Source organism: Streptomyces sp. NPDC057302 (assembly GCF_042667685.1).
Lineage (GTDB): Bacteria > Actinomycetota > Actinomycetes > Streptomycetales > Streptomycetaceae > Streptomyces.
The window spans coordinates 1-25,067 of sequence record NZ_JBHUZJ010000016.1; the positions used below are offsets into that span (position 1 = coordinate 1).

Annotated in this window: 22 protein-coding genes, 1 rRNA gene, 1 pseudogene and 1 riboswitch; of the genes and pseudogenes, 17 read left to right on the forward strand and 7 right to left on the reverse strand. The window is 68.9% G+C overall.

The genetic code is table 11. The features are described from left to right. The first annotated feature begins 164 nt into the window (after nucleotides 1-164). The 11 genes and pseudogenes from rrf (at nucleotide 165) to ACFUPX_RS14350 (ending at nucleotide 10,723) form a co-directional block, all read left to right on the forward strand. Nucleotides 165-281: ribosomal RNA gene (gene rrf, locus ACFUPX_RS14300) — 5S ribosomal RNA — on the forward strand. 164 nt (nucleotides 282-445) lie between these two features. Next, nucleotides 446-1,054, forward strand: coding sequence for a CDP-alcohol phosphatidyltransferase family protein (locus ACFUPX_RS14305; protein ID WP_383320793.1), 609 nt, complete (start codon nucleotides 446-448; stop codon nucleotides 1,052-1,054). Nucleotides 1,055-1,167: 113 nt separating this feature from the next. Next, a complete protein-coding gene (locus ACFUPX_RS14310; RefSeq protein ID WP_383320795.1) occupies nucleotides 1,168-3,663 on the forward strand; it encodes a sugar phosphate nucleotidyltransferase in 2,496 nt (831 codons plus the stop codon). A gap of 89 nt (nucleotides 3,664-3,752) precedes the next feature. Then, nucleotides 3,753-4,652, forward strand: coding sequence for a DUF881 domain-containing protein (locus ACFUPX_RS14315; RefSeq protein ID WP_383320797.1), 900 nt, complete (start codon nucleotides 3,753-3,755; stop codon nucleotides 4,650-4,652). Beyond that, a complete protein-coding gene (locus ACFUPX_RS14320) occupies nucleotides 4,649-4,981 on the forward strand; it encodes a small basic family protein (protein ID WP_030794354.1) in 333 nt (110 codons plus the stop codon). The genes ACFUPX_RS14315 and ACFUPX_RS14320 overlap by 4 nt, the downstream gene beginning before the upstream one ends. Nucleotides 4,982-4,986: 5 nt before the next feature. Beyond that, the gene (locus tag ACFUPX_RS14325) at nucleotides 4,987-5,874 is read left to right on the forward strand and encodes a DUF881 domain-containing protein (RefSeq protein ID WP_383321052.1); all 888 of its coding nucleotides are present in this window, start codon (nucleotides 4,987-4,989) and stop codon (nucleotides 5,872-5,874) included. An 82-nt stretch (nucleotides 5,875-5,956) separates the two neighbouring features. Further along, the gene (locus ACFUPX_RS14330) at nucleotides 5,957-6,934 is read left to right on the forward strand and encodes an FHA domain-containing protein (RefSeq protein ID WP_383321055.1); all 978 of its coding nucleotides are present in this window, start codon (nucleotides 5,957-5,959) and stop codon (nucleotides 6,932-6,934) included. Nucleotides 6,935-6,976: 42 nt separating this feature from the next. Beyond that, entirely contained in the window at nucleotides 6,977-7,720 is a 744-nt protein-coding gene (locus ACFUPX_RS14335) for a MerR family transcriptional regulator (RefSeq protein WP_383320799.1), read from the forward strand. A gap of 53 nt (nucleotides 7,721-7,773) precedes the next feature. After that, complete coding sequence (locus ACFUPX_RS14340; RefSeq protein WP_006123076.1) at nucleotides 7,774-8,247, forward strand: bifunctional nuclease family protein; 474 nt, start codon at nucleotides 7,774-7,776, stop codon at nucleotides 8,245-8,247. 172 nt (nucleotides 8,248-8,419) lie between these two features. Beyond that, nucleotides 8,420-9,055: a MerR family transcriptional regulator gene (locus tag ACFUPX_RS14345; protein WP_383320801.1), complete on the forward strand. Its 636-nt coding sequence runs from the start codon at nucleotides 8,420-8,422 to the stop codon at nucleotides 9,053-9,055. 101 nt (nucleotides 9,056-9,156) lie between these two features. Continuing rightward, a pseudogene (locus tag ACFUPX_RS14350) lies at nucleotides 9,157-10,723 on the forward strand (DNA polymerase IV). On the opposite strand, the gene ACFUPX_RS14355 reads toward ACFUPX_RS14350, so the two are convergent. Next, the gene (locus ACFUPX_RS14355) at nucleotides 10,639-11,019 is read right to left on the reverse strand and encodes a PRC-barrel domain-containing protein (protein WP_383320803.1); all 381 of its coding nucleotides are present in this window, start codon (nucleotides 11,017-11,019) and stop codon (nucleotides 10,639-10,641) included. The pseudogene ACFUPX_RS14350 and the gene ACFUPX_RS14355 sit on opposite strands and share 85 nt — an antisense overlap. 144 nt (nucleotides 11,020-11,163) lie before the next feature. After that, nucleotides 11,164-11,261, forward strand: a riboswitch (glycine riboswitch). 208 nt (nucleotides 11,262-11,469) lie between these two features. Between ACFUPX_RS14355 and gcvP the strand changes: the two genes are divergently transcribed. After that, nucleotides 11,470-14,355, forward strand: coding sequence for an aminomethyl-transferring glycine dehydrogenase (gcvP, locus tag ACFUPX_RS14360; RefSeq protein ID WP_383320805.1), 2,886 nt, complete (start codon nucleotides 11,470-11,472; stop codon nucleotides 14,353-14,355). An 88-nt stretch (nucleotides 14,356-14,443) separates the two neighbouring features. Here gcvP and ACFUPX_RS14365 read toward each other — a convergent pair whose 3' ends face one another. Then, the gene (locus ACFUPX_RS14365) at nucleotides 14,444-14,650 is read right to left on the reverse strand and encodes a DUF5999 family protein (RefSeq protein WP_361843540.1); all 207 of its coding nucleotides are present in this window, start codon (nucleotides 14,648-14,650) and stop codon (nucleotides 14,444-14,446) included. A 306-nt stretch (nucleotides 14,651-14,956) separates the two neighbouring features. Continuing rightward, nucleotides 14,957-15,541 (reverse strand): hypothetical protein, encoded by a 585-nt coding sequence (locus tag ACFUPX_RS14370; protein WP_383320807.1) that lies wholly within the window; start codon nucleotides 15,539-15,541, stop codon nucleotides 14,957-14,959. A 484-nt stretch (nucleotides 15,542-16,025) separates the two neighbouring features. Between ACFUPX_RS14370 and ACFUPX_RS14375 the strand changes: the two genes are divergently transcribed. After that, on the forward strand, nucleotides 16,026-17,543 hold the full coding sequence (locus tag ACFUPX_RS14375) for a glutamate--cysteine ligase (protein WP_383320809.1): 1,518 nt from the start codon (nucleotides 16,026-16,028) through the stop codon (nucleotides 17,541-17,543). A gap of 18 nt (nucleotides 17,544-17,561) precedes the next feature. Here the strand turns inward: ACFUPX_RS14375 and ACFUPX_RS14380 are convergent, their stop codons facing one another. After that, nucleotides 17,562-19,334, reverse strand: coding sequence for a substrate-binding and VWA domain-containing protein (locus tag ACFUPX_RS14380; protein WP_383320810.1), 1,773 nt, complete (start codon nucleotides 19,332-19,334; stop codon nucleotides 17,562-17,564). A gap of 166 nt (nucleotides 19,335-19,500) precedes the next feature. On the opposite strand from ACFUPX_RS14380, the gene ACFUPX_RS14385 reads away from it, so the two are divergent. Continuing rightward, nucleotides 19,501-20,301 carry a type II CAAX endopeptidase family protein gene (locus tag ACFUPX_RS14385; RefSeq protein ID WP_344529486.1) on the forward strand — a complete coding sequence of 267 codons (801 nt, stop codon included), beginning with the start codon at nucleotides 19,501-19,503 and terminating at the stop codon, nucleotides 20,299-20,301. A 75-nt stretch (nucleotides 20,302-20,376) separates the two neighbouring features. Here the strand turns inward: ACFUPX_RS14385 and ACFUPX_RS14390 are convergent, their stop codons facing one another. Next, nucleotides 20,377-21,198, reverse strand: coding sequence for a PhzF family phenazine biosynthesis protein (locus tag ACFUPX_RS14390; RefSeq protein ID WP_383320812.1), 822 nt, complete (start codon nucleotides 21,196-21,198; stop codon nucleotides 20,377-20,379). A gap of 409 nt (nucleotides 21,199-21,607) precedes the next feature. Here ACFUPX_RS14390 and ACFUPX_RS14395 point away from each other — a divergent pair, with 409 nt between their 5' ends. Further along, nucleotides 21,608-22,231 carry a PadR family transcriptional regulator gene (locus tag ACFUPX_RS14395; RefSeq protein ID WP_383320814.1) on the forward strand — a complete coding sequence of 208 codons (624 nt, stop codon included), beginning with the start codon at nucleotides 21,608-21,610 and terminating at the stop codon, nucleotides 22,229-22,231. Nucleotides 22,232-22,378: 147 nt separating this feature from the next. Here the strand turns inward: ACFUPX_RS14395 and ACFUPX_RS14400 are convergent, their stop codons facing one another. Next, nucleotides 22,379-22,807 carry an SRPBCC family protein gene (locus ACFUPX_RS14400; protein ID WP_383320816.1) on the reverse strand — a complete coding sequence of 143 codons (429 nt, stop codon included), beginning with the start codon at nucleotides 22,805-22,807 and terminating at the stop codon, nucleotides 22,379-22,381. A 304-nt stretch (nucleotides 22,808-23,111) separates the two neighbouring features. On the opposite strand from ACFUPX_RS14400, the gene ACFUPX_RS14405 reads away from it, so the two are divergent. After that, a complete protein-coding gene (locus tag ACFUPX_RS14405; protein ID WP_383320818.1) occupies nucleotides 23,112-23,969 on the forward strand; it encodes a putative protein N(5)-glutamine methyltransferase in 858 nt (285 codons plus the stop codon). 52 nt (nucleotides 23,970-24,021) lie between these two features. On the opposite strand, the gene ACFUPX_RS14410 is transcribed toward ACFUPX_RS14405, so the two are convergent. Then, on the reverse strand, nucleotides 24,022-24,210 hold the full coding sequence (locus ACFUPX_RS14410) for a hypothetical protein (RefSeq protein WP_383320820.1): 189 nt from the start codon (nucleotides 24,208-24,210) through the stop codon (nucleotides 24,022-24,024). Nucleotides 24,211-24,407: 197 nt separating this feature from the next. Here ACFUPX_RS14410 and ACFUPX_RS14415 point away from each other — a divergent pair, with 197 nt between their 5' ends. Further along, nucleotides 24,408-25,058 (forward strand): Clp protease N-terminal domain-containing protein, encoded by a 651-nt coding sequence (locus tag ACFUPX_RS14415; protein ID WP_383320822.1) that lies wholly within the window; start codon nucleotides 24,408-24,410, stop codon nucleotides 25,056-25,058. The last annotated feature ends 9 nt before the right edge of the window (nucleotides 25,059-25,067 follow it).

A 25,067-nucleotide genomic window follows, 5' to 3' on the forward strand; every position in this document is an offset into this window, starting at 1 on the left:
GTTGATAGGCCAGATCTGGAAGCCCGGTAACGGGTGGAGGTGACTGGTACTAATAGGCCGAGGGCTTGTCCTCAGTTGCTCGCGTCCACTGTGTTGGTTCTGAAACCACGAACAACCCCGTATGTCGGGCCACGACTACGGTGCGGTTGACAGTTTCATAGTGTTTCGGTGGTCATAGCGTGAGGGAAACGCCCGGTTACATTCCGAACCCGGAAGCTAAGCCTCACAGCGCCGATGGTACTGCAGGGGGGACCCTGTGGGAGAGTAGGACGCCGCCGAACTTATTTTATAGCCGTGGTCCCTGGACTTAATTGTCCGGGGGCCACGGCTTTTTTGTGTTTCTGGTCCCTTTCCGGGCCCCGAGTTACCCCTCTGCACCGCCGGCTGACAACTGAGGGTAAGGTCAGGGGGCATCATCGGCTCGTTTCCCACAGGAGGCCCCCGGGTGGAGGTCCAGGAGACTCGCGTCCAGACGGACCGGGTCCTCACCATCCCGAACATCCTCAGCATGGCGCGTCTCCTCGGCGTACCCCTCTTCCTGTGGTTGATCCTCAGGCCGGAGTTCGGCGGGCCCAAGAGTGACCACTGGGCGCTCCTGGTGCTGATGCTGAGCGGCATCAGTGATTATCTCGACGGCAAGCTGGCCCGCCGCTGGAACCAGATCAGCAACCTAGGGCGCTTGCTCGACCCGGCCGCCGACCGGCTCTATATTCTGTCGACCTTGCTCGGGCTCACGTGGCGGGAGATTCTTCCGCTGTGGCTGACCGCGGTGCTGCTCCTGCGCGAGTTGGTTCTGCTGGTGATGGTCTGGATCCTCAGGCGTCACGGCTATCCGCCGCCCCAGGTGAACTTCCTGGGCAAGGCCGCCACCTTCAACCTGATGTACGCCTTTCCACTACTGCTCCTCAGCGATGGAAGTGGCTGGATCAGCACTGCCGCTGCTATTTTCGGATGGGCGTTCGCAGGATGGGGTACAAGTCTGTACTGGTGGGCAGGGATCCTGTACGTGGTTCAGGTCCGCCGACTTATCCGTGCGGACGCCACGGCCGATTGAGCTTGCCGATTCGGCAGCTGTAGAAGCTCGCAGTCCTGTAAGCGACACATACGGGCCTATCTTGGCGGGCTAAGTCGGCTAGATCGTCGTCTATTGAGGAGGACGCTTCCGACATGAAGGCCGTCGTAATGGCCGGAGGCGAAGGCACGCGCCTTCGCCCTATGACCTCGAGCATGCCCAAGCCGCTCCTGCCTGTGGCCAACAGGCCCATCATGGAGCATGTGCTTCGGCTGCTCAAGAGGCATGGGCTCACCGAGACCGTAGTAACAGTCCAGTTCTTGGCTTCTCTGGTCAAGAATTACTTCGGCGATGGTGAAGAGCTCGGTATGGAGCTCACCTATGCCAATGAGGAGAAGCCACTCGGCACTGCCGGGAGCGTGAAGAACGCAGAGGAAGCATTGAAGGACGATGCATTCCTCGTGATCTCCGGTGATGCGCTGACCGACTTCGACCTCACCGAGCTCATCAACTTCCACAAGGAGAAGGGCGCGCTTGTCACGGTCTGTCTGACGCGCGTTCCCAATCCGTTGGAATTCGGCATCACCATCGTGGACGAGGAAGGAAAGGTCGAGCGCTTCCTCGAGAAGCCGACCTGGGGGCAGGTCTTCTCCGACACGGTGAACACGGGCATCTACGTGATGGAGCCCGAGGTCTTCGACTACGTCGACGCCGATGTGTCGGTGGACTGGTCCGGTGACGTCTTCCCCCAGCTCATGAAGGAAGGCAAGCCCGTCTACGGGTACATCGCCGAGGGCTACTGGGAGGACGTCGGTACGCACGAGAGCTACGTCAAGGCCCAGGCCGACGTGCTCGAGCGCAAGGTCGACGTCGAGCTCGACGGGTTCGAGATCTCACCCGGTGTCTGGGTCGCCGAAGGCGCCGAGGTGCACCCCGACGCCACCCTGCGCGGGCCGCTCTACATCGGCGACTACGCCAAGGTCGAGGCCGACGCCGAGATTCGCGAGCACACGGTGGTGGGCTCGAACGTGGTCGTCAAGACCGGTGCGTTCCTGCACAGGGCCGTCGTGCACGACAACGTCTACATCGGCCAGCACAGCAACCTGCGGGGCTGTGTCATCGGCAGGAACACCGACATCATGCGGGCCGCCCGCATCGAGGACGGCGCCGTCATCGGCGACGAGTGCCTCGTCGGTGAGGAATCGATTATCCAGGGCAATGTCCGGGTCTACCCGTTCAAGACGATCGAGGCCGGCGCATTCGTCAACACCTCCGTCATCTGGGAGTCCCGGGGCCAGGCGCACCTCTTCGGTGCGCGTGGGGTCTCCGGGATCCTGAACGTGGAGATCACACCGGAGCTCGCGGTGCGGCTGGCGGGTGCGTACGCCACGACCCTCAAGAAGGGCTCGACCGTCACCACGGCCCGTGACCACTCGCGGGGCGCCAGGGCGCTGAAGCGAGCGGTGATCTCGGCCCTGCAGGCCAGCGCCATCGACGTACGCGACCTGGAGAACGTGCCGCTGCCGGTGGCGCGGCAGCAGACGGCCCGGGGCAGTGCCGGCGGGATCATGATCCGGACGACGCCCGGGGTCCCCGACTCCGTCGACATCATGTTCTTCGACGCGCGTGGGGCCGACCTGTCGCAGGGGAGCCAGCGGAAGCTGGACCGGGTGTACGCGCGCCAGGAGTACCGGCGGGCCTTCCCCGGGGAGATCGGGGATCTGCACTTCCCGTCCAGCGTCTTCGACTCCTACACCGGTTCACTGCTGCGCAACGTGGACACCACAGGTGTCGCCGAGTCGGACCTCAAGGTGGTCGTCGACGCTTCCAACGGAAGTGCGGGCCTCGTGCTGCCGAGCCTGCTCGGGCGCCTCGGTGTCGACGCGCTGACCATCAACCCGGGTCTCGACGAGTCGCGGCCGACCGAGACCTATGAAGCGCGCAGGTCGGGGCTGGTGCGGCTGGGCGAGATCGTGGCGTCTTCGCGTGCCGACTTCGGTGTGCGGTTCGACCCTGTCGGCGAGCGGCTTTCGCTCGTCGACGAGAAGGGGCGGATCATCGAGGACGACCGCGCGCTGCTCGTCATGCTCGATCTGGTCGCCGCGGAACGCCGCAGCGGGCGGGTCGCGCTGCCGGTGACGACGACGCGCATCGGCGAGCAGGTGGCGGCGTACCACGGGACGCAGGTCGACTGGACGACGACGTCGCCCGACGATCTGACGCGCGTGGGACGCGATGAGTCGACCATCTTCGGCGGCGACGGCCGCGGTGGATTCATCATTCCGGAGTTCAGCAGCGTCTTCGACGGTACGGCCGCCTTCGTGCGGCTCATCGGTCTCGTGGCGCGCACGCAGCTCACGCTGAGCCAGATCGACGCGCGGATCCCGCGGGCCCATGTGCTGCGGCGTGATCTCGCGACGCCGTGGGCGGTCAAGGGGCTCGTGATGCGGACCGTGGTCGAGGCGGCGGGTGAGCGTTCGGTGGACACGACCGACGGCGTCCGGGTCGTGGAGACCGACGGCCGGTGGGTGCTCGTACTGCCCGATCCCGCAGAGGCCGTCACTCATCTGTGGGCCGAGGGACCCGACGACGCCTCCGCCCAGGCGTTGCTCGACGAGTGGTCCGCCGTGGTGGACAGCGCCGGTCGCTGACCGGTCGCGTGGGCCGGACGGCACCCGTGAGAGGTGCTGTCCGGCACGCCGGTGGGGCCATTCGGAGGTAACGCCCGCGACGTGCGACGATGTGCGGCATGCCGCAGCAGCCCCCCGTTCGGAGCACCCCCTCGCGCCCCCGGCGTCCGGACGCCTCCATGTCGCTGCTGACCACGGTCATGGACCACAGCCTGGACGAGGGCTATGCCGAGGCGGCCGCGCGCAAGAAGGCCAAAGGCGCCGGTGGAGTGCCGCGTCCGCTGCGGGCGAAGCTCGGCCTTGCGCTCGGACTCGTGCTCGCGGCCCTGGTGGTGACGGTGGGAGCGGCCCAGGCGCGGATAGCGGCTCCGGTGGTCGCCAAGGAGCGCGGCGAGCTCATCGACCGCATCGAGTCCGCGACTTCCGACGCCGACGAGCTCGAAGGTGACGTCGAAACGCTCCGCGACGACGTGGGCGAGCGGCAGCGCGAGGCGCTGAAGAAACACGGGGGCAGCCAGGGCGAGTTGGTGTCCCTGCTCTCCGGTGCGACCAAGGTCCATGGGCGCGGTGTGAAGCTCGTGGTGGACGACGCCAAGGAAGCCGACCAGGGCGGGGGCGGGCCGCGGGAGAGCGCCGGGTTCTCCGACACCGGGCGGGTGCGTGACCGGGACATGCAACGGGTCGTCAACGGCCTGTGGCAGTCCGGCGCGGAAGCGATCGCCATCAACGACCAGCGGCTGACGGCGCTGTCGGCGATCAGGGCCGCGGGCGACGCCATACTGGTCGACAACAAGCCGCTGGTGCCGCCGTATACGGTGCTTGCCGTGGGTGACGGTCAGCGCTTGAGCACGAGATTCCAGAACAGTCGCGACGGTCAATATCTGCATGCTCTGCAGGAGAACTTCGGCGTCCGGACCAGCATTTCCGCGCAGGACGACGTCCGACTGCCCGCAGCACCGAGTGTGACCGTACGTACAGCAGAGCCGAAGGCAGGAAAGGGCACATCGTGATCGCCGTACTGGGCCTCGTCGTGGGAGTCGTGGCCGGATTGTTGGTCCGGCCCGAGGTTCCGGCCGTGGTCGAGCCGTACCTTCCGATCGCCGTGGTGGCGGCACTCGACGCGGTGTTCGGAGGCCTGCGCGCGATGCTCGACGGGATCTTCGACGACAAGGTCTTCGTGGTGTCGTTCCTCTCGAACGTGGTCGTGGCCGCCCTGATCGTGTTCCTCGGCGACAAGTTGGGCGTCGGCGCGCAGCTCTCCACCGGTGTCGTCGTGGTCCTCGGCATCCGGATCTTCTCCAACGCCGCCGCCATCCGCCGACACATCTTCAGGGCGTGACGCGCATGGGTACGGACGAGACGCCCGAGGGCGACAACCGGTCCAACCGGAGCAGGGAACTTCCCGCCGAGGTGCGCAGCGTGCCCGCGGAGCCCGTCGAGGGCGCGACGCCCGCGCCGGACGAACGGCAGGGCGAACGGCAGGAAGAGCAGCGGGACGAGCCGGCGCCGATCAGCGGCCGGCGGCGGCTGGCGCAGGGGCTGTGGCCGCCCCGCGTCACGCGCCCGCAACTCATCGTCGCCCTGCTCCTGTTCGTGCTGGGGCTCGGTCTGGCCATCCAGGTGCGCTCGAACAACGACAGCAGCGCGCTGCGCGGCGCACGTCAGGAAGATCTCGTACGCATCCTCGATGAACTCGATGACCGTACACAGCGTCTGGAAGGTGAGAAGCAGCGTCTCGAGGACCAGCGCACCGGGCTCGAGAACAGCTCGGACCAGGCCGAGGAGGCCCGCAAGCAGACTGTCGAGAGAGAACGTCAACTCGGCATTCTGGCGGGCACCGTGGCCGCGCAGGGTCCTGGCATCACGCTGACCATCGACGACAAGAGGGGGGCGGTCGAGGCGGACATGCTGCTCGATGCCATTCAGGAGCTGCGCGCCGCGGGCGCCGAGGCCATCCAGATCAATGATGTACGCGTAGTGGCCAACACCTATCTGTCGGATACGGACAGTGGTGGTGTCCGGGTGGACGGTCGCAAGGTCGGCAAGCCCTACCGGTTCAAGGTGATCGGCAAGCCGCAGGACCTCGAGCCGGCGCTGAACATCCCAGGTGGTGTGGTGCAGACTCTGGAGAAGGAGCAGGCCACCGTCACCGTGGCGCGAGCGGAGAAGATCGTGGTGGACGCCTTGCGAGCGGCGAAGCGGCCTGACTACGCTCGGTCGTCGTCCCAGTGAGGCGGGGGTGCATGGGGGCCGCCGGTCGAGGGCATGAGGTTGCGGGGGGTCGGCGCACCGTAAGCGTGGTGCGTGGTGGAAACTGTTTGGTGGGTGCGGACGTTGTGAGGATGTCTGCACTGCCGATGTACGCCGGTGTGTGCAATCAGGGTTCGTCCTGCCCCACGGGCGGGTCTGTTTCGGTCAAGGGGAATCGCCCGTGAAGTTGTTTGCGAAGTTGTTCGGCAAGAGCGCACGTGAGGACAGTGGCAACCCCGCCACTGCCCGCCACCGTGCCCCGCGCCATGGAGATGCCGAGGGTTCCGAGGGACAGGGCGCCGAGCGTCCGATGTTCCGTGACCAGGTCGGTGGGCCAGGCGGTGACATTTCGGGCGCGCAGGGCGCGTCGTCTGTTGACCCTGCCGGTCCGGGCCGCATAGGTTTCGGAGAACCGTCAACCTCAAGTACGGGTGGAGGGTTTACCCCCGATCCGTACGCATCGAATGCCCCCGCGGGGCAGCCGCGGCAGGAGGATCCGTCCATGGCCCTGGTGTGTACGAGGTGCGGGAACCGCAACGCCGAGGCGAGCCGGTTCTGCTCCAACTGCGGTGCGCCGCTGCGGGCCGGGGCCGCGCCGGAGCGTCCCTCCGAGACGACCTCCACCATCTCCATCTCGGGCCTGGAGGCCTACGACGCGGAGGTGACGGGGCAGACCGCCTCGCCCGCCCTCTCGCCGGAGGCCCAGGCCGCCGTTGACGCACTGCCGCTCGGTTCCGCGCTCCTCGTGGTGCGCCGGGGTCCGAACTCGGGCAGCCGCTTCCTTTTGGACGGCGAGCTGACCACGGCGGGGCGTCACCCGCAGAGCGACATCTTCTTGGACGACGTGACCGTCTCGCGCCGTCACGTGGAGTTCCGTCGCCTCGGTGACGGTTCCTTCACCGTCGCCGACGTGGGCAGCCTCAACGGCACGTACGTCAACCGGGAGCGCATCGACTCGGTCGCGCTGTCGAACGGCGACGAGGTGCAGATCGGCAAGTACCGGCTGGTCTTCTACGCGAGCCAGCGGGGCATCGGTATCTGATCCTCCCCCAGACTTCGTCCGGGGGGACCCCCAGGAAGGTCCATGCTTCAAACACCGAGGGGCGGTGCCGGGAACGGCACCGCCGCCGAGGACCATCGGCTGATGAGCATCGGCGCTGTTCTGAACGCGCTGCGTGACGAGTTTCCCGAGGTCACGATCTCCAAGATCCGCTTCTTGGAGTCGGAAGGGCTCATCGAGCCGGAGCGCACGCCGTCCGGCTATCGCAAGTTCAGCCCCCAGGACGTCGAGCGGCTCGCTCACGTCCTGAGGATGCAGCGGGACCACTATCTGCCGCTCAAGGTCATCCGGGAGCACCTGGACGCCCTGGAGCGCGGAGAGCGGGCCCCCCTGCCCTCCCTGGGGCAGCCACGCGAGCCCGGTGACGCCTGGGGCGTGAGTGACGCCGATGAGCCCACTGCCGCCCGCGTGGGCCGTGCCGAGCTGCTGGCCGCCGCCGAGATCGACGAGGAGCAGCTCTCCGACTGGGAGACGTACGGGCTCATCGCGCCGCTGCCCGACGGCGGTTACGACGCGGAGGCCGTGACGGTCGCCGCGCTCGTCGTCGAACTTGGGCGATTCGGTATCGAACCCAGGCATCTGCGCACCATGAAGTCGGCGGCCGAACGTGAGGCCGGGCTTGTCGACCAGGTCGTGGCGCCGCTGCGCCGGCACCGCAATCCGCAGACCAGAGCCCATGCGGAAGCCCGTACGAAGGAGCTCGCGGGGCTGACCGGAAAGCTGCACTCTGCACTGGTGCAGACCGCGCTCGGGGTGCGGTTGCCCTGACTCGGGGGGTGCCCGACTACCCAAACCGGCCGGGCACGTCCTAGGGTTGCTGTGTGAACGAGCTCGACGTCGTAGGTGTCCGGGTGGAAATGCCCTCCAACCAACCGATCGTGCTCCTGCGTGAAGTGGGAGGCGATCGTTACCTCCCCATCTGGATCGGACCAGGTGAGGCGACCGCGATCGCCTTCGCACAGCAGGGGATGGCGCCCGCACGGCCGCTGACCCACGACCTGTTCAAGGACGTGCTGGAGGCGGTGGGACAGGAGCTCACCGAAGTGCGCATCACGGACCTCCGAGAAGGGGTCTTCTACGCGGAACTGGTCTTCGCCAGCGGAGTCGAGGTGAGTGCCAGGCCGTCCGACGCCATAGCGCTCGCCCTGCGCACCGGAACGCCGATCTACGGCAGTGACGGTGTCCTGGACGACGCGGGGATCGCGATTCCGGACGAGCAGGAGGACGAGGTGGAGAAGTTCCGCGAGTTCCTCGACCAGATCTCGCCCGAGGACTTCGGTACCAACAGCCAGTAGTCCCTCGCTCCCGAAGGGGCCCGGCCGACCATTCGGCTAGCCTTTCCCGGCGGTGAGGTACGGCAAACCACTCTTAGGGTGATTATCACTCGGCGTGCCGAGTGTGGCGATCGTTGACGAGCCCCTGGTGACTGCCTACCTTCGAGTGGGCAGGTCAAGGACGGAGGTCGGCGTGAGAAGCAGCGGCGACGGTACGGCGATGGGTGGGCCGTATCCGCTTCACAGCAGCGCGGCCGGTCACTCTCCGCAGAGGCCGATGGCGGTTCAGGGGAGCGTTCAGGGGAGCGGGGACGCCACGTCCGGACAGTCCGAACAGGAACAGATCGGTTACCGGGGGCCGACCGCGTGCGCGGCCGCCGGGATCACGTACCGACAGCTCGACTACTGGGCCCGTACGGGCCTGGTCGAGCCCAGTGTGCGGTCCGCCGGCGGGTCGGGGACCCAGCGGCTCTACAGCTTCCGGGACGTCGTCGTCCTGAAGATCGTGAAGCGGTTCCTCGACACGGGTGTGTCCCTCCAGAACATCCGGACCACGGTCCAGCATCTGAGTGACCCCGGGTTCAAGGACCTGGAGCGGATGACGCTCATGAGCGACGGCGCGACGGTCTACGAGTGCACGTCCCCCGATGAGGTCCATGAGCTGCTCCAGGGCGGCCAGGGAGTCTTCGGGATCGCCGTGGGTGTCGTCTGGCGGGACGTGGAGGCGGCCCTTTCGCAGCTGCACGGGGAGCGGATCGACACCGGGGAGACGCTGGTGCGCCAGAACCCCGCCGACGAGCTCGCGAGGCGGCGCAACAGGGCTGTGTGACGCCTGTGACCCCTGTGACTTCTGTGACCGTGGTGCCCGGAGTTCGGCTGCCAGGTGGCGTTCCCGGTGCGTTGTCAGTGGCGTAGGGCAGCATCAGAGGTGTGAGAACCGCGCCCACGATTCTGCATCTCGACATGGATGCCTTCTACGCGTCCGCCGAGCAGGCCGCGAAACCGAGTCTGCGCGGGAAGGCCGTGGTGGTGGGCGGGCTCGGGCCGCGGGGTGTGGTGGCCACGGCTTCGTACGAAGCGCGCAAGTTCGGGGTGCACTCGGCGATGCCCATGGGGCAGGCGCGGCGACTGGCGCCCAATGCCGCCTATCTGGTGCCGCGCTTCTCGCTCTACCGCGACATCAGCGAGCAGGTGATGGCGCTGCTGCGGGAGCTGTCGCCGCTGGTGGAGCCGCTCAGCCTGGACGAGGCCTTCGTCGACCTGGAGGCGGGCGGGGTGGCCGACGACCAGGCGTCGGCCCTTGTGGTGGGCGAGCGGTTGCGTGCGGACATCAAGGCGGTGACCGGGCTCGCGGGCTCGGTCGGGCTCGCCGCGTCCAAGATGCTGGCCAAGATCGCCTCGGAGGAGGCCAAGCCGGACGGCCTGCGGCTGATAGTGCCGGGGACCGAGCGGGACCTGCTCGCGCCGATGTCGGTGCGGACGCTGCCGGGCGTCGGGCCTGCCACCGGTGACCATCTGCGGCGGGGCGGGATCATGACCGTGGGGGAGATCGCGGAGGCGGGCGAGGACGAGCTCGTCAGGCTGCTCGGGAAGTCGCACGGGAGCGCGCTGTACGCGATGGCGCTGGCGCTCGACGAGCGGCCCGTGGTGGCGGAGCGGGAGTCCAAGTCGGTCAGCGTCGAGGACACGTACGACGTGGACATCCATGACCGGGTGCGGGTCAGGGGCGAGGTGGCGCGGCTAGCCGACCGCTGTGTGGAGCGGCTGCGGGCGGCGGGGCACTCGGGGCGGACCATCGTCCTGAAGGTGCGGCGGTTCGACTTCTCGACGCTGACGCGCTCCGAGACGCTGCGGGGGCCGACGGACGACCCTGGGGTGGTGCGGGAGGCCGCCGCGCGGCTCCTCGAGTCCGTGGACACCACAGGGGGCGTGCGGCTCCTTGGAGTGGGCGTCACGGGGCTCGCCGACTACACGCAGGAGGATCTCTTCGCGCAGGCCCAGGCGCAGGCCGAGACCGAAGCCGCGGAGGTGCTGGAGACGCAGCGGGAGGCGGAGGCGCAGGCGCAGCGGGAGGGCGAGGCGCAGGGCGGGCAGGCCGCGGAGGCTTCGGCGGAGGCCGTGGGCGAGGCAGTGGAGGTGCCCGTGGCGGTCGCCGTGGCCGAGCGGCGTTGGTCCGCCGGGCACGATGTGCGCCATGCCGAGTACGGGCACGGGTGGGTGCAGGGCAGTGGCCTGGGGCGGGTGACGGTCCGCTTCGAGACGCCGGAGTCGTCGGTGCCGGGGCGGGTGCGGACCTTCCGGACGGATGATCCGGAGCTCGAGCCCGCGGAGCCGCTGCCTCTGGTGGGCCCGCCGGGGGAGGGGGCCGGGCAGCGCCCGCCGGTCTGACGGTGGCCCGCGGCGGGGCTGGAGTCAGGTGCTCTCCTGGCCCGCGATCTTGCCGAAGTCCTGGTCCGGCGGCGGTGGCGCCTGCGGAGGCGCGATGTCCAGGCCGTAGTGGTGGTAGAGCTGGAGTTCCTGCTCGGGGGAGAGGTGGCGGCCCACGCCGAAGTCGGGGGCGTCCTTGATCAGGGAGCGCTCGAAGGGGATGCGCAGGGTGCCCTCGCTCGTGACCTCGCTGGGCTCCAGGGGTACGAACGCGTCCCGGCTGAAGAGGCCGGTGCGTATGGCCGCCCACTCCGGGGCGCCCGTGGCGTCGTCGAGATAGACCTCGTCGATCGTGCCGATCTTCGCCCCGTTCCGGTCGAACGCCTTGCGGCCGATCAGGTTGCGCGGATCGATATCGGTCTGCACGGGCCCTCCAACTGGTCGAGGCTTGTCGAAGTGGGGCGTAACTCATCCTTGTTCGTTCGTAATCACTACGAAAGAGCACTTCGGGGCAGGCGGCCACTCGAGGGATCGGCCGCGGTCCTCGCTGGTAGGCTGGCGCTTGGCTGCTGACCCCGTGCGGGAGAGCTCTCCGGTGGAGACACCGGAGGCGCCGAAGGAGCAACTCCTCCCCGGAATCTCTCAGGCCCCTGTACCGCACGGACGAGGTCACTCTGGAAAGTAGGGCGGGCATCGGGCGGGCACGTCCGAAACCTTTCCTCACCGACGGTGAAAGCCGGGACGAAGCCTCTCGCGAGGCAGGGACCGGTGAAGCTCTCAGGTTGAGATGACAGAGGGGGAGGCCGTCCGGGTACCCGCGCCGTGGTGCCCCTCGCAGGTCGCGTCAGACCAGCGTCAGACCAGGAGGCCTCCGCAATGACCGCCACCCCTCGCATCCCGCTCTCGCAGCTCGAGCAGGGCATTCCTTTCGAGCAGCGGCACATCGGCCCCGATGTGGAAGCACGGGCCAAGATGCTCGCGCAGGTCGGATACGGCTCGCTCGACGAGCTGACCGCGGCCGCCGTGCCGGACGTGATCAAGAACGCCGAGGCGCTGAACCTGCCGGGAGCGCGCACCGAGGCCGAGGTGCTCGCCGAGCTGCGTTCCCTCGCGGACCGTAACCAGGTCCTCGATTCCATGATCGGGCTCGGTTACTACGGGACCTTCACTCCGCCGGTGATCCTGCGGAACGTGATGGAGAACCCGGCGTGGTACACCGCTTACACCCCGTACCAGCCCGAGATCTCCCAGGGACGTCTTGAGGCGCTCCTCAACTTCCAGACCGTCGTCGCCGAGCTGACCGGCCTTCCGACCTCCGGGGCCTCGCTGCTCGACGAGGGGACCGCCGCCGCCGAGGCCATGGCCCTGTCGCGGCGCATGGGCAAGGTCAAGGACGGTGTCTTCCTCGTCGACGCCGACGCGCTGCCGCAGACCGTCGCCGTGATCCAGACCCGCGCCGAGCCGGCCGGTGTCGAGGTCGTGGTCGCCGATCTGAGCGAGGGCATCCCGGCCGAGGCCGCCGAGCGCGGTGTCGTCGGCGTACTCATCCAGTACCCGGGCGCCTCCGGTGCCGTGCGCGACATAAAGCCCCTCATCGAGCAGGCGCACGAGATCGGCGCCATCGTCTCCGTCGCCGCCGACCTGCTTGCCCTGACGCTGCTCACCTCGCCCGGTGAGCTCGGCGCCGACATCGCCGTCGGCACCACGCAGCGCTTCGGTGTCCCGATGGGCTTCGGCGGCCCGCACGCCGGTTACATGGCGGTGCGCGAGAAGTTCGCGCGCAGCCTGCCGGGGCGGCTCGTCGGAGTCTCCGTGGACGCGGACGGCAACAAGGCCTACCGGCTCGCGCTGCAGACCCGTGAGCAGCACATCCGTCGCGAGAAGGCCACCAGCAACATCTGTACCGCTCAGGTGCTGCTCGCCGTGATGGCCGGAATGTACGCGGTCTACCACGGGCCCGAGGGCCTCAAGGCCATCGCACGGCGTACGCACCGCTACGCGACCGTGCTCGCCGCGGGGCTCACCGCAGGCGGGGTCGAGGTCGTGCACGACGCGTACTTCGACACCCTGACCGTGCGGGTGCCGGGCAAGGCCGACGAGCTCGTCTCCGCGGCCCGCGAGGGTGGCGTGAACATCCACCAGATCGACGCCGACCACGTCTCCCTGGCCTGCGACGAGACCACCACGCGCAAGCAACTGATCGCCCTCTGGACCGCGTTCGGCGTCGAGGGCGACGTCGAGGCGCTCGACGCGCGGACCGAGGACACGCTCCCGGCCGGCCTGCTGCGCGAGGACGAATACCTCACGCACCCCGTCTTCCACCAGTACCGCTCCGAGACCGCCATGCTGCGTTACCTGCGCAAGCTGGCCGACCGCGACTACGCGCTCGACCGCGGCATGATCCCGCTGGGCTCCTGCACCATGAAGCTCAACGCGACCACGGAGATGGAGCCCGTCACCTGGCCCGAGTTCGGACAGCTGCACCCCTTCGCGCCCGCCCAGCAGGCGCAGGGCTATCTGACGCTCATCCGTGAGCTGGAGGAGCGGCTCGCCGAGGTCACCGGGTACGACAAGGTCTCCCTGCAGCCCAACGCAGGTTCGCAAGGAGAGCTGGCCGGACTGCTCGCCGTACGCGGATACCACCGCGCCAACGGCGACGAGCAGCGCACCGTCTGCCTCATTCCCTCCTCCGCGCACGGCACCAACGCCGCGAGCGCCGTGATGGCCGGCATGAAGGTCGTCGTCGTGAAGACGAGCGACGACGGCGAGATCGACGTCGAGGACCTGCGCGCCAAGATCGAGAAGCACCGCGACGAGCTGTCCGTGCTGATGATCACCTACCCGTCCACGCACGGGGTGTTCGAGGAGCACGTCGCCGACATCTGCGCCTCCGTGCACGAGGCGGGCGGCCAGGTCTACGTCGACGGTGCGAACCTCAACGCCCTGGTGGGCCTCGCCCAGCCGGGCAAGTTCGGCGGCGACGTCTCGCACCTGAACCTGCACAAGACCTTCTGCATCCCGCACGGCGGCGGTGGCCCCGGCGTCGGCCCGGTCGGTGTGCGCGAGCACCTCGCGCCGTTCCTGCCCAACCACCCGCTGCAGCCCGCCGCGGGCCCCGAGACGGGCGTCGGCCCGATCTCCGCCGCGCCGTGGGGCTCCGCTGGAATCCTGCCGATCTCCTGGGCGTACGTACGCCTCATGGGCGGCGAGGGCCTCAAGCGCGCCACGCAGGTCGCCGTGCTCTCCGCGAACTACATCGCCAAGCGCCTCGAACCGCACTACCCGGTGCTCTACACCGGTCCCGGCGGGCTCGTCGCGCACGAGTGCATCATCGATCTGCGCCCGCTGAGCAAGGCGACCGGTGTCAGCGTCGACGACATCGCCAAGCGGCTCATCGACTACGGCTTCCACGCGCCGACCATGTCGTTCCCCGTCGCAGGGACGCTGATGATCGAGCCGACCGAGAGCGAGGACCTGGTCGAGATCGACCGGTTCTGCGAGGCGATGATCAACATTCGCGCGGAGATCGAGAAGGTCGGCGGCGAGTGGCCCGCCGAAGACAACCCGCTGCGCAACGCCCCGCACACCGCTGCCGCGCTCGGCGGTGAGTGGGAGCACGCCTACAGCCGCGAGGACGCCGTCTTCCCGGCCGGTGTCGTGGCCGCGGACAAGTACTGGCCGCCGGTGCGCCGCATCGACCAGGCGTACGGCGACCGGAACCTGGTCTGCTCCTGCCCGCCGCTGGATGCGTACGAGGACTGATATCGCGCTCGGAACATGCATGGGGGCCGGTCCGGAGGTTTTCTCTCCGGGTCGGCCCCTTTGTCGTCCGTGCCGTGCCGTCGCCGCGTCAGGCGGCGGTCATGATCTTGTCCGTGCCCAGCGGTCGATGCGGGGCGATGATCTGGCCGTCCGGCAGCAGCTCACCGGTGTCCTCGAAGAGGAGGACTCCGTTGCACAGCAGGCTCCAGCCCTGTTCCGGGTGGCTCGCCATGAGGAGCGCGGCTTCCCGGTCGGCGGAGTCGGCTGTCGGGCACGGTGGTTGGTGCTGGCACATGGAAGGGTTCTTTCGCTGCGATGTGATGGCTGTGACGTCTGCCTTGTGGCTCGATGCGGTGTTCATGGCCGCCCCCCGTTTAGTCGGTCCGATCCCAGTGTTGCCCTACGGGAGTCAATCCGCAGGGATTTGGCTGCAGCGCTCCTTACTGCTTAATGACGTATCACCCGCCCGGACGGTTCAGCTCAACTGCACTGTCTCTTCGGGTGGTTCGGGGTGGTCATACCGGGCTAGTCCGTATGGGTACATGACGCGCCGAGCCCCGCTGCCGGTGACGGCGGCGGGGCACGGAAGCGTACGGCGAGGTCAGGCGGGTGAACCGAGCAGCGGCGCAGGGGTCATGCGATGGGTGAGGACCTTGAGGAGCTCCGAGGCGCGGTGCGGGCGGTGCGCCGCGATGCCGGGAGGCGCCGGCGCCAGGGGCACGAGGATGTCGGAGGGCGCGAGATGACCGCCCGCGCCGTCCGCCGTGCAGTCTCCGTGCAGCCAGAGTGTCAGCATGTAGAGCTCGGGTACGGACAACAGCCGCGGCTGATAAGGCATCGGCATGGCCTCGGCATGGCGCAGGGCGCGCTCGGTGGACGCGATGTAGGGGCCCTCGAAGAAGTGGGAGAAGGTCCATCCGTCAGGTGTCAGCATCGTGTCCGCGGCGGCGACGGCCCGCTCGCCGGAGCGGATCAGGAAACGCCACCCGGCGAGCCGGGTGGGCGATGTGCCCGACGGGGTGATCCGGTCAAGGACGTGGACGGGCAACGGGAGTTCGGGGCTCGTCGGTCCCTGTGCGGCGCGCAGGGACGGAGTGCGGGCTTCGCGTACGGCGGTGGGTGAACCGAGTGCCGCGAGGACGCTGCGCAGGGCGGGCGCGGGAGCCGGGGGGACTTGCAGCGGCATGATGGGTCGCCTCTCTCATTCGACAGGCACGGTGGAACGAGGACAGGTGCGGACGTCGCTGTCTGCTCCGAAGTCAGAGGGGGCGGGGGCAGGGGACCGCGAGCGCCAACTCTCTGCCTCGTTCGCGGAGTTTATACGACACGTGTTCAGGCAGTGTTTCGTCTAACCGCACCCGATATTGCCTGCAAGGCGATATTCGGTCGCCATTTTGCGGGCTTTATCCCGATTCCGGATGAGCTCGGACGTTTGACCTCGGATCCCTTCGCGGGAGCGGACGGCCGATTCTCATCGGTGTTTTTTACCAGGGGCAGGTGCGAGGATTCCCCGGCCTGCCTCATGCCTGGTGAATGTGCCGGGCGGACACGGCAACGAGCCTACTGGGCCGGAGGCATGTGCGGGGCGTTATCGATCACATTGCAGGGCATCATCCACCGTGACGCAGCGGACGGATCACTGGCTGCCCATCCGAGGAGGGGACGCTTCGATGGGGGAGAAGGTCGCAGGAGGAACGTTTGACCTGGCTGAGCGGAGCCGGTACCGGAGCAAGCTCAAGGAGTGTCTGGCGGGACTGCGGAGACTGCTGGACGAGGAGCGGTTCGACCGGCCCAAGAATCTGATGGGTGTGGAGATAGAGCTGAATCTCGCAGGGCCCGACGGCATGCCGAGAATGCTGAATGCGGAAGTACTCGAACGCATCGCGAGCCGTGACTTCCAGACGGAACTCGGAATGTTCAATCTTGAAGTCAATATCGCACCGCACCGATTGGGCGGACGTGTTCTGGACCGGCTCGCCGAAGAGCTGCGCACCGGCCTCGCCTATGCCCACCGCAAAGCGAACGAGGTGAACGCGGGCATCGTGATGATCGGCATTCTGCCGACGCTCGCGCACCACGACCTGGTCTCGGGCAATCTCTCGGACGTCGACCGCTATGCGCTGCTCAACGACCAGATCGTGGCCGCGCGCGGCGAGGACTTCGTCCTGGACATCCAGGGGGTTGAGCGGCTGACCTGTACGTCAGCGTCGATCGCGCCCGAAGCGGCCTGCACGTCCGTGCAGTTGCACCTCCAGGTCACGCCGGGCAGGTTCGCCGACGTGTGGAACGCGGCGCAGGCCGTCGCGGCGGCGCAGGTGGCCGTGGGCGCCAACGCGCCGTTCCTGTTCGGGCGTGAGCTGTGGCGCGAGTCGCGGCCGCCGCTGTTCCTGCAGTCCACCGACACCCGCCCGCCCGAACTCCAGGCACAGGGCGTGCGGCCGCGGACCTGGTTCGGGGAGCGCTGGATCAGCGACGCCTACGAGCTCTTCGAGGAGAACCTGCGCTACTTCCCGGCGCTGCTTCCCCTCATGGACGACGAGGACCCGATCGAGGTGCTCGACGACGGCCGGGTGCCGCAGCTCGGCGAACTCGTCCTGCACAACGGCACCGTGTACCGCTGGAACCGCCCGGTGTACGGCATCGCGGACGGGGTCCCGCACCTGCGGGTGGAGAACCGTGTCCTGCCCGCGGGCCCCACCGTCACCGACGTCATCGCCAATGCCGCCTTCTACTACGGAGTCGTACGCGCCCTCGCGGAGGAACCGCGGCCCGTGTGGAGCCGGCTGCCCTTCGAGACCGCGGCCCGCAACTTCGACACCGCGTGCCGCGACGGCATCGAGGCGCGGCTGCACTGGCCCCGGCGCGGCCGGGCGGGCGGGATCGTGGAGGTGCCCGCCGTCGCCCTCGTACGCGACGAACTGCTGCCGCTGGCGGCGGCCGGGCTCGACGCGTGGGGAGTCGAGCCCGCCGACCGGGACTTCTATCTCGGCATCATCGAGGAGCGGTGCAGGCTGCGGGTGAACGGCGCTTCCTGGCAGGCGGCGACCTATCACCAGGCCCTGGAGACCGGGCTCGAACGCGAGGCCGCGCTCGCCGCGACCACCCGGCGCTATGCCGAGCTGATGCATGCGGGGGACCCGGTGCACACCTGGCCGGTGGGGCTGCCGGAACCGGCCTTCCTGAGCTGACGCGTCGAGGGGGCGGGCTCAGCCGTGGCTGCCCGCCTCCATGATGGCCTTGAGGATGACCGCGTGGATCTGAGCCGGGTCGTCGACCTGGTGACCTGATCCGCCGGTCGCCTCGGCGATCTGCACGACCTCCTCCTTGTCCGCGTCGGGGCCGACCGCGATCGCGATGAGTGGCACGGGGCGCTTGGGGTCGGAGAGGTTCTCCAGCTGCGCGACGAGGTTGCTGCGGGAGATGGAGCCCGGGTCCTGGTTCGCGCCGTCCGTGAGCACCACGAGTGCGTTGAACTTGCCGCGCGCGTAGGTGGACGTCGCTTCCTTGTACGCCGCCAGCGTGGTGTCGTACAGGCCGGTCGCGCCGCCCGGGATGGGCGCCAGGTCGCTGAAGGCGTCCGAGACCTTGTCCCGCTGGGTGTCGTTGCCCTTGCGGTCGCCCAGCCGCTGCGTCGGCACGAGCTTGCGGTAGTCGCGCTTGCCGTCCAGGAGGGTGGCGAACTCCCAGAGGCCGATCTCGTCCTGATCCGTGAACCCCGCCAGCGCCTGGAGCAGCGAGGACTTCGTGATCTCCATCCGGGTCTGGCCCCGGCCCGGCACGATCTCGCCCATGGAGTCCGAGACGTCGACGACCGTGCTGATCCTGGCGCTCTGGACGGTGATCGTCCACATGCCGAGCGTCTCCTGGAGCTCCTTCTCGGAAGGGGGCTCGCTCGGATCGTCCTCGTACGGCTGGGGGGTGCGCCCGCCGGCCGCCGTGACGAGTTGTTCCGAAGGGCCCTCGGAGCCGGTCCTGAAGCCGTGTTTCTCCAGGATCGCGCGTCCCTCGTCGTCGCTGAACAGCGTCATGAAGCGCAGGGCGGCCCGGCTCTGGTCCGTGGACAGCTCGTCCTCCTGGACCAGCGTGTACGGATAGTCGAGACGCGGTGAGCCGTCTTTGGGATAGAACATGTCCAGGCTGTTCTCCTCGCCCGCCGACGCGTTGTGGTCGAACGCGGCCTGCTCGGAGAGGATCAGCGCCTGATTGCGGCGCGGGTTGCCCTGCTCGGTGCCGGAGGAGTCGCGGGCCAGGGTCTCCAGGAGCTGGCTGTCGCTGTCGGACGTGCGCGCGGCCAGCGCCTTGGCCATCCCGGCGGCCTCGGTGTCGCCGTCCTTGCCGCCCGACTTCTCCGCCGACGTGCTCATCTTGGCGAGCGCCAGGAGACCGGTCGCGCTGCGCGCGGGATCGGCGGCACCGAGCCGCAGCTTGTCGCCCTTCATCGCCGCACCGGTCAACTCCGGCCAGTTGTACGTCTTCTTGGGCCAGCCCAGGCTTTCGGCGGCGGAGGGGATCATGGCCATGCCGACCGGGGACGAGGCTATGTTCCCGGCGGGCGAGACCTTGTTCTGCTTGCCGCCCAGGCCGACGCGCTGGAGCCAGAGTTCGGAGTCCGGCACCCACACCTCGTAGCCGGGATCGCCCTTGCCCGTCCGCAGCTGGTCGGCGACCTTGTACGCATCACGCGCGGTGACCCGTACGTCGATGCACGACCCGTCGGACGTGACCTCCTTCTCGCGGGCGTCGTCGGCAGCCGAGCGCAGGGCGGGGGCGATGTCGGGGGCGGCCACGACGTCGAGCTGTACCGCGTCGTCGCCGCACGTGCCGCCGAAGGTGAGCAGATCGCTGCGGACGGCGAAGGCGGTGCCTGCCGCGACCGTCAGGACCAGTGCCGTCGCGATGGCCACCGTGCGGCCGCGGGTACGTGGCCGTGGGTCGGGTGCGTCCGACCCGTACTCATCGGGCAAGCTGTGACGTCCCATGGCGGTGGTGCCCCTCCTTGAGCGATGAAGCAAGGAAAGAGGGGGTGGCATGACCGCAGTCGGCGTCCGTCCCCCTCGGCCTGTCGCGCACGATCTTCGCAACTACATTCGAGACCCTAGCGGTGCGGAGATGGGGATGAGGCGGGATTACTCAACTGGAGGCGGAGTGCAAGCGGAGTCCGGGCCGTTGGCCGGTTCTTTTCGGGGTGAGGGGCCATCGCGACGGATCCTCCGGGACGAGACACTGCTCGTCCTGGCGCTCTCACTGGGTGCGAGCGGTGTGTCCGCGCTGATCAGCTTTGTCGGATCGGTCACCAAACCGGGCGGCCTGAAGGATCAGGCGGCGACCATGAACGCGTCGGCCGCTCCGGGGCGGCCGTGGCTTGATCTCGCGTGGCAATTGTTCGGAATCACGACCGCGTTGGTGCCCGTGGCGCTGGTCGCGCACTTCCTGATCAGGGAGGGCGCCGGGCTGCGCACGATCGGCTTCGACCGGAGTCGGCCCTGGCCCGATCTGGGCCGCGGTGCGGCGATCGCTGCGGTGATCGGCAGCACCGGGATCGCCTTCTATCTGGCGGCGCGCGGGCTCGGGTTCAACCTGACGGTGGTGCCGGAGGACCTGCCCGACGTGTGGTGGAAGTACCCGGTGCTCGTGCTGTCCGCGGTGCAGAACGCGGTCCTCGAGGAAGTGATCGTCGTCGGCTATCTGCTGCGCAGGTTCGGGCAGTTGGGCTGGACGCCGATGGCCGCACTGGTCGGCAGCTCGGTGCTGCGCGGCTCCTACCACCTCTACCAGGGCATCGGCGGGTTCATCGGGAACATGGCGATGGGGGTGGTCTTCGTGCTCCTGTACCGGCGGTGGGGGCGCGTCGGTCCGCTGGTGGTGGCCCATTCGCTGCTCGACATCGGCGCGTTCGTCGGGTACGCGCTGCTTGCGGGGAAGGTGGGGTGGCTGCCCACGCCTTAGACGGCGGGTGGCACGCGGCGGGTGTGACCGTGGGGGTGTACGACCGTGACTCGGTCGTACACCCCCACGGGCATGTCAGGCGTACAGATCCCCCTCGATGACGGTGACCGCGCGGCCCGTCAGGAGGGTGCGGTCGCCGCGCAGTTCCGTGCGGACGAGGCCGCTGCGGGCCGAGGCCTGGAGGCCGGTGAGCTCCGCGCGGCCCAGACGCTCGGACCAGAAGGGGGCCAGGGCGGTGTGGGCGCTGCCCGTCACGGGGTCCTCGTCGATGCCGACGCGGGGGAAGAAGCCGCGGGAGACGAAGTCGTAGCCGCGGGTGGGGTCCTCGGCGCGTGCGGTGGCGATGATGCCGCGCCTGGAGTGCTGGGCCAGGGCCTTGTGGTCCGGGGTGAGGGCGCGCACCGTCTTCTCGTCAGCGAGCTCGACCAGCAGGTCGCCGAGGTTAGCCCCGGTGTCGAACACCGCGAGCGGCTCGGCGCCGAGCGCCTGCGCCGCGCCGTCGGGGATGTCGACCGGGGTGAGCGGAGCGGTCGGGAAGTCCATGGTGACGCTGCCGTCGGGGTGCGCGGTCGTGGTCAGGACGCCGCTGCGGGTGGCGAACCGTACGGGGCCTTGAGCGGTGCCGGTGACCTGCAGGACGTGGGCGGTGGCGAGCGTGGCGTGGCCGCAGAGGTCCACCTCGGTGGCGGGCGTGAACCACCGCAGCGCCCAGTCGGCTTCGCCGCCCGGGGGGAGGGGGTGGGCGTAAGCGGTCTCGGCGTGGTTGACCTCGGTGGCCACGCTCTGGAGCCAGGCGTCCTCGGGGAACGCGTCGAGGAGGAGGACGCCTGCGGGGTTGCCCGTGAAGGGGCGCTCGGCGAAGGCGTCGACGATGCGGATGCGGTGAGAAGTCGGCATGGCTATGACGCTAGCGGGCCAATGTGGGGCCTGGGTAAGGCCAATCGAGGGTGGGCGGACCGGATTGTGGTGCCGGTGGGGGTGGTTCCTGGACTGCTTGGGGGGTTGGTGGACTGGGTGTGGATACGGGGGGCGGGGCGCCGCCCCCTGTTCGGCTCCCGGGCTGGGTTCTCGGAGCCTCGGGCGCCGCCCGCAGTGGCTCTCGTCCTCCGTCCGGGCGGCCGACACCCTCGGCGGGTCGGTGAGGCGTCTGCCCGCGCTCTCCGTGGCCCTTTGACCTGGCGCTCTGCTCATCTCGCAGGAAAACCTTGCCATGCGAACGCTTTCGATATATCGTTGACGCATCGCGACAGATCAACGATGGCGCGATAATCAACTACACGATCAAGCACGCTGAGGAGTGATTGCCATGCGTTCCCACGGTTACGAACACGAGCACGGACGTGGAAAGTGCGGCCCCGGTCACGAGGGTCGCGGCGGCTTCGAGGGGCGGCGCGCCGCGTTCGGTCCCTTTGGGCCCGGCTTCGGCGGTCCCGGCGGGCCCGGCGGCCCCTGGGGCGGCGGTCGAGGCGGCAGGGGCGGTCCGCGAGGCAGGGCGAGGCGCGGCGACGTACGCGCGTCGATCCTGGCCCTCCTGAAGGACCGGCCGATGCACGGCTACGAGATGATCCAAGAGATCGCCGAGCGCAGCGGCGGGGCATGGAAGCCCAGCCCCGGTTCGGTCTACCCGACCCTCCAGCTTCTGGAGGACGAGGGCCTGATCAGCAGCGCGAGCGAGGGCGGCAAGAAGCTCTTCTCGCTCACCGAGGAAGGCCGCACCGCGGCCGAGGAAGGTCCCGACGCGCCTTGGGAAGAAGCCGGGCGCGGGGTCGACTGGGACACGCTGAACGAGATCCGCCAGGCCGGTTTCGGTCTGATGGAGGCGTTCGGCCAGGTCTGGAAGACCGGCAGCAAGGAGCAGCGCGAGAAGGCTCTCACGGTCATCAACGACGCCCGTAAGAAGCTGTACCTGATCCTCGCCGATGAGGACTGAGGTGGTGGGGGTCGATGCCCCCCAGTGCCATTGAGGCGCCCCGCACTTCATGTGTGGGGCGCCTCTTTGTGTGGAGGCCGGGGAAGAGGTGGAGCGCGGGGGAGAGGGGAAGAGAGGCGAGAGGGGGAAGTGCGGGAGGGGAGGAGGTCAGGCGACCAGGCTCGCCAGTTTTCGCAGGGACTCGTCGAGCGCGGCCGTCGCCGAGTCCTTCAGCTTGCCCGCCATCAGGGAGACCGCCGCGCCCGTGAACTCCCCGTCTATGCGTACCTTCGTCGCGTCCCCCTCGGGGATGAGCGTGTAGCGGGTGCCGACCGTGACGCCCATCGGGCCCTTGCCCCTGATGGCCAGGGTGCGCTCGCTCTCCAGGTCCTCGATCGTCCAGTTGACCTCGGCGGGAAAGCCCATGAGCTTCATGTTCTCCACGAACGTGCCGCCCACTTCCAGCGTGGTGGGACCGCCTTTCGGGAAGCTCGTGTGCGTGGCGTTCCATTCGCCGTACGAGGAGAAGTCGGTGAGTTGGGCCCAGACCTTCTCGGCGGGCGCCTCGATCCGTGCTTCCGCGCTGACTTCGGCCATGCGACGACCCCTTCTCGTTGGGTGCTGCGGTGGGGCGCAGCTGCGGTGTCGCGGAACGTAGCCGCAGGGCCTGGAACATTCAATACTGATGAACCGTCAGATGTAGGGGAAACTCCGGCGGAGCCGCCCGGAAGCGGGTCGGGTACTGTTGCCCTCCCCGCGACGGACGCGGGTGGACGGACCCAGGAGGTGAGCCCCATTACCGCAGTAGCAGGTCGGGCGCTCCCCCTTCGCGACCGCGCGGTCCACCAGGCATAGGTGACCGAGGGAGCCCCATAGGCGTCCCGAAAGGTTTCCTCATCTCATGTCTGCCACACCATCGTCACCCGCCTCACCGGCATCACCCGCTTCACCGGCTTCACCCCTGGAGTCCGGGGATTCCGGGGAGTCCCTTGCTCCTTCCGTCATCGTCACCAGGCTGCGCGCCGCCGGCTGTGTCTTCGCCGAGGACGAGGCGGACTTGCTCGTCGCCGCCGCGCGTGACCACGCCGAGCTCGCCGCCATGGTGGAGCGGCGCGTCACCGGACGGCCGCTCGAACACGTCCTGGGCTGGGCGGAATTCCGCGGCCTGCGGATCGCCGTGGACGCCGGGGTCTTCGTGCCCCGGCGGCGCACCGAGTTCCTCGTCCAGGAGGCCGCCGCCCTCGCCGGGCCAGGGGCGGTCGTCGTCGACCTGTGCTGCGGCTCGGGTGCCTTGGGGGCCGCGCTCGGCGCCGCCGTCGGGCGGGTCGAGCTGCACGCCGCCGACATCGACCCCGCCGCCGTGCGGTGCGCCCGGCGCAACGTCGCCGACGTGGGGGGACGGGTGTACGAGGGCGACCTCTACGAGCCGCTGCCCGGCGCCCTGCGTGGGCGCGTCGACGTACTCCTCGCGAACGTCCCCTACGTACCCACCGAAGAGGTCGGTCTCCTGCCGCCGGAAGCCCGCATACATGAGGCCCGTGTGGCGCTCGACGGCGGCGCGGACGGCCTCGACGTCCTGCGGCGGGTGACCGCGGACGCGGCGCGCTGGCTCGCGCCCGGCGGGCGGCTGCTGTTCGAGACGAGTGAGCGCCAGGTGCCGTACGCGCTCGAAGCGGTCGCCGACGGAGGTCTCTCGCCGCGGGCGGTGAGCGACGAGGAGCTGTACGCCACGGTCGTCGTCGGGACGCGTCCGGCGTAGGGCGCGGGCACGGTCCGTGCAGGCCACGCGCGGGTCGGCAAGGGCGCGGGCGTCAGCCGACTCTGCGTATCACCGCCGCGTCGAAGAGATCGCACGCTCGGGGGTGAGGACCCTCGTCGTGGCAGTGCCAGGCTTCCCAGAAGAGGTCGGCGGGCAGCGCGTTCTCGGGTGCGTACACCCTGTACACGTACTGCCTGCCGTCGATCGCGGGCAGCGCGACCATCCAGGATCTGCACTCCATGCCTGAAAGACGAGTGACCGGTGGGCCGTGGTTGCGTGCCCGGCGTGAATCAAGGCGGCACGCGCCCCTCGGGGAAGAACGGTTGGATCTCATCCGTAAGGAGGAGAAGCCACACATGCGTACCCAACCTGTGTCGGACGCGAAGATGCTTCCCTCCGGCGATGACGCCGCTCTCGGGGGCTGATGGGGTGGGAGATGTGCAAAGCCGTACCCCGCAGGGCGCCGAGCCCGGCCCGACCCGAGCAGAGACCGACTCCCGACTCAGCGCCGCACTGGCGTCGGTGGTGGCAGGCGCGCGCCGACGCGCGATGCGGGACGGGGACCGGCAGATCGACACCGCGCATCTGCTGCACTCGCTGCTGGAGACCGATCCCGATGTGCGGGCGGCCTTCGACGACGGGGCGCAGGTGGTGCGGCTGCTCGGCTATCTCGTGCAGCGGAGCATCGGCTACGGCCTGCAGTGGCAGGGGACGGTCGAGGACTCCGGAGCCGTGCCGCTGGTGCGTGAGCACGACTTGGCGGCGGTGAAGGAGTCGGGCTGGTCGCCGGCCGCGACCGCCGCCATGGAGAGGGCCATCGAGCGGTCCGACCGGCGTGGCGAACCGCGCGCCCTCGGCATCGACCTCCTGTTGGCGCTCGTCGCCGATCCCGACTGCCGCGCGGTCGAGGTCCTCGGCCGGGCCGGGGCCGACGCGCGCGCGATCCTCCGGCGGATCGAGGACGATCCGCTCGCCGGGACGTACGGGGATCCCTACGGGGGCCCGTACGCGGACCCGTTCGCCGATCCACATGCCGACCCACGTGCCGACCCACGTGCCGACCCGTACGCCGGAACGTCCGCCGATTGAGACAGGGCC